Origin of the sequence: Acinetobacter sp. WCHAc060006, assembly GCF_004209135.1 — a bacterium.
In the GTDB taxonomy this organism is placed as follows: Bacteria; Pseudomonadota; Gammaproteobacteria; order Pseudomonadales; family Moraxellaceae; genus Acinetobacter; species Acinetobacter cumulans.
Window position 1 is genome coordinate 20,515 of record NZ_SGSS01000036.1, and the last position, 7,599, is coordinate 28,113.

Annotated in this window: 9 protein-coding genes and 1 pseudogene; 9 read left to right on the forward strand and 1 reads right to left on the reverse strand. The window is 39.7% G+C overall.

Annotation, left to right across the window (positions count from 1 at the left end; translation table 11 throughout):
- Positions 1–16: 16 nt before the first annotated feature.
- Positions 17–2,809 carry a type IV secretion protein DotL gene (locus EXE29_RS15390; protein ID WP_120364224.1) on the forward strand — a complete coding sequence of 931 codons (2,793 nt, stop codon included), beginning with the start codon at positions 17–19 and terminating at the stop codon, positions 2,807–2,809.
- Positions 2,810–2,849: 40 nt separating this feature from the next.
- Here the strand turns inward: EXE29_RS15390 and EXE29_RS15395 are convergent, their stop codons facing one another.
- Positions 2,850–3,035: a hypothetical protein gene (locus tag EXE29_RS15395; RefSeq protein WP_058952567.1), complete on the reverse strand. Its 186-nt coding sequence runs from the start codon at positions 3,033–3,035 to the stop codon at positions 2,850–2,852.
- A gap of 409 nt (positions 3,036–3,444) precedes the next feature.
- Between EXE29_RS15395 and EXE29_RS17545 the strand changes: the two genes are divergently transcribed.
- The 8 genes and pseudogenes from EXE29_RS17545 to EXE29_RS15430 form a co-directional block, all read left to right on the forward strand.
- A complete protein-coding gene (locus tag EXE29_RS17545; protein WP_165382508.1) occupies positions 3,445–3,618 on the forward strand; it encodes a hypothetical protein in 174 nt (57 codons plus the stop codon).
- Positions 3,619–3,704: 86 nt separating this feature from the next.
- A complete protein-coding gene (locus EXE29_RS15400) occupies positions 3,705–4,793 on the forward strand; it encodes a DUF6685 family protein (protein WP_042892355.1) in 1,089 nt (362 codons plus the stop codon).
- Between the two features lie 12 nt (positions 4,794–4,805).
- Complete coding sequence (locus EXE29_RS15405; RefSeq protein WP_005005926.1) at positions 4,806–5,312, forward strand: hypothetical protein; 507 nt, start codon at positions 4,806–4,808, stop codon at positions 5,310–5,312.
- Entirely contained in the window at positions 5,305–5,847 is a 543-nt protein-coding gene (locus EXE29_RS15410; RefSeq protein ID WP_005005928.1) for a hypothetical protein, read from the forward strand. The genes EXE29_RS15405 and EXE29_RS15410 overlap by 8 nt, the downstream gene beginning before the upstream one ends.
- Complete coding sequence (locus tag EXE29_RS15415; RefSeq protein WP_005005929.1) at positions 5,844–6,215, forward strand: hypothetical protein; 372 nt, start codon at positions 5,844–5,846, stop codon at positions 6,213–6,215. Before EXE29_RS15410 ends, EXE29_RS15415 begins: the two co-directional genes overlap by 4 nt.
- Before the next feature lie 9 nt (positions 6,216–6,224).
- Positions 6,225–6,644: a hypothetical protein gene (locus tag EXE29_RS15420; protein ID WP_000145713.1), complete on the forward strand. Its 420-nt coding sequence runs from the start codon at positions 6,225–6,227 to the stop codon at positions 6,642–6,644.
- A 5-nt stretch (positions 6,645–6,649) separates the two neighbouring features.
- Positions 6,650–7,102, forward strand: a complete 453-nt coding sequence (locus tag EXE29_RS15425; protein ID WP_033917408.1) for a hypothetical protein — start codon at positions 6,650–6,652, stop codon at positions 7,100–7,102.
- A 276-nt stretch (positions 7,103–7,378) separates the two neighbouring features.
- Positions 7,379–7,599 (forward strand): annotated as a pseudogene (locus EXE29_RS15430) (hypothetical protein); the annotation flags it as partial.

Here is a 7,599-nt window from a genome sequence, read left to right on the forward strand (position 1 = left end):
GAGTAGGTCGCAAAGTATGGCTTCTACACAAAAATACGGCACACAAACAAAGTTCAGACCTAGTTCGCTTAAGCGTGATACACGATCAGGCTTAGAGAAAATCCATTTAAAACTTACAGCGCCAGACGGCGCTAATTATTTGGTTGGCGTTCTTGGTGCTATTGCAGTTATTTTGTTTGTTGTTCCGTTTGGCGGTGAGATATTTATAGGGATCGCGTATTACCTATTAAAACGCTACACACATCCGAATGATTACTTTTTTGAGTGGCCATTCCGTGCGCCGTTGCATTCAAACTCACTGGATGCGTCAACTGACATTACATCACGCGTAAAAGATGACGTACTGGACAATCCAAAAGCCTTTTTGGAATACGCACGTACCAATCGCGATAAGCTACAAGGTGAGGGTGTGACTTACCTTGGTCGTTGCCGTGAAACTGGTCTACCTGTTTATGCATCTAACTCCGATGACCGTACACATCAAATTGTGTTAGGTACTACGGGTTCGGGTAAAACAGAATACATGCTAGGTAACTGTGCCAACCAGTACGTACAAAACTCAGGTTATATCTTTGTAGACGCAAAAGGTGATACCAAGGCTCAACAAGACCACTATCGTTTATGTAACCGCTTTGGGCGTAATGAGGATCTATTAACGATCAACTTCATTACCTCAGGTCGTAACATGCTACGTGCACAAACCGACAAGATGACCAACTCAATGAACCAAATGAGCAACACCAGCTCAGGGATGTTGATTGAATTCTTGATCAACTTGCTTGATGACTCAGGCGGTGGCGGTGGTGACATGTGGAAAGGTCGTGCGATGGCCTTTATCGCCGCACTTACACGAGTTTTGGTCTATCTACGTGACAATGGCTTCATTCAGCTTTCACCAAAAGTATTCACGCAATACATGGAACTTGAAGCACTTGAAGAATTGGTATTTTGTCATAACGATAAATACGGGATTGACTTTGAACGTGTGGCTGAACAACTTCAAGGCTACCTCGTTTCATTACCTGGTTATTCAAGCAACCCTAAAAAGTTAAAGAAACAAGAAACCAAAACCCGTGAGCAACACGGTTATATCACCATGCAGTTAACCAAAGCGATTAACGACTTGACGTTTAACTACGGTCACATCTTTGGTGTAGAGCATGGCGGTGATATTGATATTTTTGACGTTGTACTTAACCGCCGTATCTTAACTGTGCCATTACCAGCTCTTGAGCGTTCACCAGACTCACTCAAAATGCTCGGAAAATTAATCATTGGCTCAATTAAACAAATGATGGCTGGTTCCCTTGGTAACAAAATGGAAGGTTTACGCCGTGCCATTATTGACGCACGACCAACCAACGCCACTACTTCATTTAAGCTATTTTTGGACGAATGGGGCTACATCGTTATTGTCGGTGCTTCGGTTTTACCAGCTCAGGCACGTTCGCTTAACTTCTCTATTACGTTCGGTGCTCAAACATTTGAAGATATTGAACGTGGATCTAAAGAGGAAGCAGCTGCTACATGGGGTAACACGACCGTTAAAGCCATTGGACGTACTACTTCGGGTGCTGAAAGTACAACATACAAATTGGTTGATGGTTTTGCTGGTGAAGAGTGGCAAGGTAAAGTTAACTCAATCAATATGTATCAAGGTCTAGTATTCAACCGTTCGGTACCACAAACAGAAGTCCAGTTCGCCAAAGAAAAACGTGTGACAATTGAACAAATTGCCGGACAGCACAACGGCGAATTTACCTTGCTCATATCAACTAAAGGGGAAGGTGGTAAAACTTCAGACGTTAAAATCGTATCAATGTTGGCGTTCTATGTGGCTGGTGCTCAACCCAAGTACTTACGCTTAAATGACCTTTGCCCAATCTTCAATATCCAAAAATCTGAAATCTACGATCCTACTTTAAAAATTGAAGACTTCATTCATGAGATTGAGGAAAAACATACGCTACTGACAGACAACAATTCATCTGCCAATGTCACGGCGCTTGGTGATTTTGAGATCTGCAGAAAGCTCAATAACACCTTGTACGAAAACAACAACACGGTAAAAGACTTTACTCAAGATTTTGTACATCAGATTCTTGAAGCAAGACGTCTTGAATCCATCACACCTGAAGGGATGGCACCTGGACAAAGAACAGTAATGTCTTCGTCCACGGCGAAAGGTGAAATCTCCAAAGAACAAAAACACCGTGAAAGTATTGTTTCAGCACAAAAAGAAGCAAACATTAAAGACCAGATTATTGAGAAGCGAAAACAGTTCCAGTACTTCGGTAAAGATTCTGACATTTCACCTCAAGTACAAGCTGGTGCTTACAACAATGCGGATCTTGATGCTGAATTTAATATCTATGGTGAACGTATAAGCGAACCTGAACAGGCTCAACAGGAAAGTGATGTTGAAGCTGTGACTCGCGCCTTAATCACACCAATGAACCTAGACAGCTACTATGATGAATTGAAAGAGATCCTAACAGGATATGACTTAACCGTTGCGCCAATTACTGAATATCAGCTTGTTCAGATACCACGCCATGTAAAACCTGAAGATCAGACACAATACATTGCGGAAAACAAAGCCAGTCTTGATCAAGCCATCTCACATAGCACTAAAAATGAAATGGAATTCGTAGAACAACAGTATGCAGCTAAGTTTGAAAAAGCTTTGATGAAAAACCCGTTCTCGCACGAATGCGTTACTTTTGAAAAATTGTTGGTGATACTTGGTTCAAAAGGTTCTTCAGCTTCATTACGATCAGGCATTACAATCAAAAAAAAGGATGACTAAACGCATCCATGTAGAAGACATAAGGCTGGTTATCCAGCCTTTAGTTTTTTTGGGTGAGCTGTTTGTACTTAATACGCCTTAATTCATCACTCGGCATGTATTGGGCTATTTCATATTCGCTCTTATACGGCGTTTCATTGAATATGGCCAATAACAACAACTGCGACAGCGGAATGGCTTCAGGCACCATCATTTCGATTAAGCGAAACTTTTCAGACGCATTCACATCAAATGCAACCAATAGCGCCGTATATGGAATGTGGCGATCTGCAAGTGATAAATCGGGGTAAATAGGTTGGTCCTAGTGCTAACGTTTGAAAGTCATACATATTCAAGCAAGAGATAGCTTTAGGTACATTGGATAGGTTCACGGCGTAAGATTCAATGTTTGAACACATATTGGCATCCAGTTTGGTTTTAACCCTAGTTTAGATGCATTTTAATATAATAACTTAGTTTTAACGTGCATATTCTTAAACATAACTAAACCACTTCTTAAAACCTTGTTTTGTTTTAGGCTTAATCGGTATATACCATTTCATAAAAAGTTTAATGAACTGTGTTTTACCCTTTACAATCCTTAATACATCAATTAAATTGCCCTTAAATCACATCCAATATACAGGATATAGGCAATGACTAAAGAACAGCTAGACGACTTACAAACACTTGCAATGACTGACTATAAAACACGTTTACACGTTAAAGGTGTGCGAATTGTTGAAGTGCAACAGTACTCAAAGTCTGTCGATAACAACGCCGTACAACCACTTGCAACTAATACCACTCAACCGCAATTCTTAAATTAATTTTCCAAAAAAATACTTATAAGCACTTTCTGTATTAATATATCTTTATTAGTTTTAATAAAGCATTAATCAATGGAGTGCTTAAAATGTTAGACACTTTACTTTCGGTATTTTCAGCAAAACATAAGCTTTATAAGAATCTCAAGTTAAAACCCTTTATTGATACCCGTTTAGTCAATTCTGACAGCATCGCCATGACCGATGTTTTCCCTTTTCATCAAATCAAAGATTCTCTTTGTATGACTGGTATATCTCCTACTAATTTTGTACCAGGCAAAAACATTGTTTTGAATCCACATGCCAAAGATAACGATTCCATCAGCTACCTTGGTCAAGATACGCAAAATCATAAGCCGTTCTACATCTCTACCTTTGCTGAAGAATTGGCTGAAGTATTTAATCCGATTTTTGCAGAAATCATTCATCTTGAAACACCATGCTTACTTGACCTATCTGAAATTGGGGGCTTCTCAAATTCCAAGTCGGATTTAAGCCAGTACCGTAGCATTGATGATTTTGTAAAAAACGCATGCCCTGATTACATTAGTGATGTGAGTATGGAAAATTTAGATCGAATGTTGTTATGGCCAGAAATCCGTTTATTGAACTCTCCAGATACAACCACTGATCAATTTTTTATCTATGGCTGGAGTCCTAAGATTTTTGTTCAAAATGCTGGTGGATCACATCACATGGCTGCTGCACATTACTTGGCTAAGAAACTGAGCCAATGTGTGCCGATTCAAGGCAAAGTAAGTTTGAATCTAATCTCAAATAAAGCACTTCAAAACTTTGATTCAAAATACGCTGCGTTCGCCGTACCAGATGATGCATTGATTGATATGGGGAATGATTTATCAGAATCAGGGCTTGAATATCAGCTGGTGTTTTTCCGTGAACGTGAAGTTAATTTTATCTTCTTCAAAAAGAATGATCAGAATGCCCGTGTTATTTCGCTATTCAACAATCTGCATGCTTCATTGAATGGTGCATTAAAGACGGCGGTTCAAGCGCAATTCAAAAATGAAGCACTACTCACCATCATGAGTGCTAACCTCTCTGATACATCAAAAGATCAATTTTTTAGCACACGCCCTCACTTGGCTGAGATCTACAATCACGTTCAAAACGAAGTTTGTTTGAGTGGTCCTAAACCGACTAGCCCGACAATCTAAGGGGTAGGGAATATGGATCACCAATCATCAACTACACCACATGCACTCATTCTTGGTCTGACACTTGAACAGGCCATTTCTGTTTTAGCAAAGAAACCCGTTGATGCTACCCACTACAACTATCTTGAAGATGACGAGTACAACACCTACGTCATGATGAAACCTGAGTGGACTAGTCTCAACAAACATGCCTACCTACATGTAGATGGCTTAACCCATGAGCGTAAATGGATGTTTATGCCGAATGCTTCAGGTGAGTACAACTTGCTAGAGGGCTGTATTGACCTGTTTGAACTTAACCAGGCCATCGAACAGCAATATCTTGTGTTTGAACAATTCCTGAATAGCCACGGCGCACCGTTCCGCAAAGTTGGTGAGAAGTTTTCTTTTGTCACTCAACTTCTCTTTGATGCATGGGTGATAGATCCAGAACGTGCGATTCAAAAACTTCATGAGATGAAGGAAACAAAAATCTCATTACAAGTGCCTTTGCTTCATGGGGATAGTCAGCATGATTGATACGCAAAATACTAATGAAAACATTGCTTCAGAAATTGAAGCTCGTAGCGCTTTTGAAAATAGATACGGCGTGGTCGGTAGTCTGTTGGCCAGTGGCAATTATTCTTCTTGGGTGCATCAGGCGAAATGGGAAGCTTTTCGTGATGGTTGGATGCAAAGTGAAGTAGAAACTAAAAAATCTATCTATCAAATGCAAACACCAGCCATCAGCGATGACCAATTGGAAGTGGAAAAATTACTGCAGTTGCTCGATGACTTTTGGAATAAGAAATGGGGCGATTGGAAATCATCTGCAGATATGGTGGCGCAAGGTGAGGCAAATGCCTATGAACATGCGAGAGGATTGCTTGAAACGGCGATAAAACAAGATGAAGCCACATGCCAGTGGTTACGCAATCAATTGGCAACGATTCAAACTGAATTGGATGCTTTTATCACATTCGTTAATGAACACCTTGTTTACCATGAAAGTGATGGTCCAGATTTAATGTCGAAGATCCAGAAGCTCAAACATTTGATAAAGGTTAAACCATGATTACGGTTCAAATAGAGATGTGTGGCTTTGGGATTAAACGGCGTTGGGAGTTTGGAGATCCGCGCCGTGCGCCAATTACAGTTTTAGAAATGGGCTTCATTAAGGTTTGTAAAATGCGTGGTGATAGCAAACTGGTTGAGTTCATGAGGGGTTATGCAGACGACAAAGAATTCAACTGGCATCCCAAAGTTCGCATTGCACGTAGAAAAGCAGAACGTAAAGCCTATTCGTACTATGACAACCACTACAAACAGCAGATTAGAGAACTTTTCGATCGCCAAAATGTAGACCGCCAAAAACAATATGAATTGGAACGCCAAAACAAAGCGTTATTGGCTGTTATTGAACTTAAAAAAGAACAATCGTAGGTATATACCATGACGGGAATTGAATATTTTCAGAAGTATGGCTGGAGTCACGCCGTCCAGTCCGTTAGTCGAATTCCAAGTGAATACAACGAATATTCACCAGATCTCAAAACTGTTGTTGTAAACGGCAACTTTCGTTATGCGATGGCTGCGGAAATCAGCAAAAAGAAAACTGAAGTCTATGTTACTGAGCTCAAACAAATCATTGAGAGTGAAAAGCTACTAGAAGACTTCTTTAACTTGAATCTGGTTGGTATAGAAAAAGGCTTAAGTAATGCTAAGCGTGAAATGCAAGACATGGAAGAACAGGGGATTGTTGAATTCAACCATCGTTTTGATGACGACCTGACTTGCACCACGGAACGCATGAAACTTGCCATCGCTCAAATAGACCATCTTTATCAAAACAACATTACAAAAAGTGAGTAATGCCCATGTTAGAAATGTTCCAAAATCAAACCATGCGATATATCTCTATTGCCATTGGCGTGATTAGTATCTTTATATTCCTATACCTACTTAAACTCGGTGAGGGGCTTGTCATTAGCCTTATAGTTGCTGTGTTCATATGTGGTTTGAGTTTATTCAAACTGAAAAACTACTATGAAAAAAATAACCCATACATCAATGCAGAACACCTTGCTTGGCTGTATGGTGAATTGCAAGAATATGACCAGGATCTATTCACAACTGTCAGCAATCTGACCAAGAGTACTGGACGTTTAGAATTGAGCCAGCTTAAATCAATCCGTAACCGCTATGCTTCTTCCATGAACGAAACTCAACTACAAGCATTGGCCAGTGAACATACTGAAGAAAGCAAATATCGCTTAGACCAGTACAACTACTCAATTTATGTGATGGATGAAGTCATTAATCAATATTAATGGCTGTAATCTAATGGTGAGAAATATGAGTCAGCAAAAACAAATTAAGCAAAAAGTGAAGCTTTTAGATATATCCCCTCTATCCGCTTTTTTTGGATTTTAATGTCTGAACTCTCAGTCGTTTATGCGTTTTATTCGCCCTTATATGATGAATTATCGGGTGCCAACCTGATCATCATTCTTTATGCAATCTCTATTAACATCGCCGTGTTATATATCTGCTATACGCGGTATCAAATGTATAAAGAGCTACAAAACTATTGAAAGGTTTATAAAATGAACACAACTCTACCTATTCTTATTCATAGCGTTATTGGTGGTATTGGTGAACATCCAGATGCTAAAAAACGAAGCTTAGGATACGGCGCTATCATGCTGTATATACCGATTGAACATATGGTCGGTTCAGGTGTACTTAAGCTGATGATTGATGTGAATACACTGTCGATCTATGCGTCTGAAAATCCTAATTACCTAAAACAACCACATACCAGTCA

Excerpts from the sequence above, each read along its gene's own strand:
- EXE29_RS15425 (WP_033917408.1), top strand. The coding sequence starts at position 6,650 with ATGTTAGAAATGTTCCAAAATCAAACCATGCGATATATCTCTATTGCC.
- EXE29_RS15390 (WP_120364224.1), top strand. The coding sequence starts at position 17 with ATGGCTTCTACACAAAAATACGGCACACAAACAAAGTTCAGACCTAGT.
- EXE29_RS15410 (WP_005005928.1), top strand. The coding sequence starts at position 5,305 with ATGATTGATACGCAAAATACTAATGAAAACATTGCTTCAGAAATTGAA.
- EXE29_RS15415 (WP_005005929.1), top strand. The coding sequence starts at position 5,844 with ATGATTACGGTTCAAATAGAGATGTGTGGCTTTGGGATTAAACGGCGT.
- EXE29_RS15420 (WP_000145713.1), top strand. The coding sequence starts at position 6,225 with ATGACGGGAATTGAATATTTTCAGAAGTATGGCTGGAGTCACGCCGTC.
- EXE29_RS17545 (WP_165382508.1), top strand. The coding sequence starts at position 3,445 with ATGACTAAAGAACAGCTAGACGACTTACAAACACTTGCAATGACTGAC.
- EXE29_RS15400 (WP_042892355.1), top strand. The coding sequence starts at position 3,705 with ATGTTAGACACTTTACTTTCGGTATTTTCAGCAAAACATAAGCTTTAT.
- EXE29_RS15405 (WP_005005926.1), top strand. The coding sequence starts at position 4,806 with ATGGATCACCAATCATCAACTACACCACATGCACTCATTCTTGGTCTG.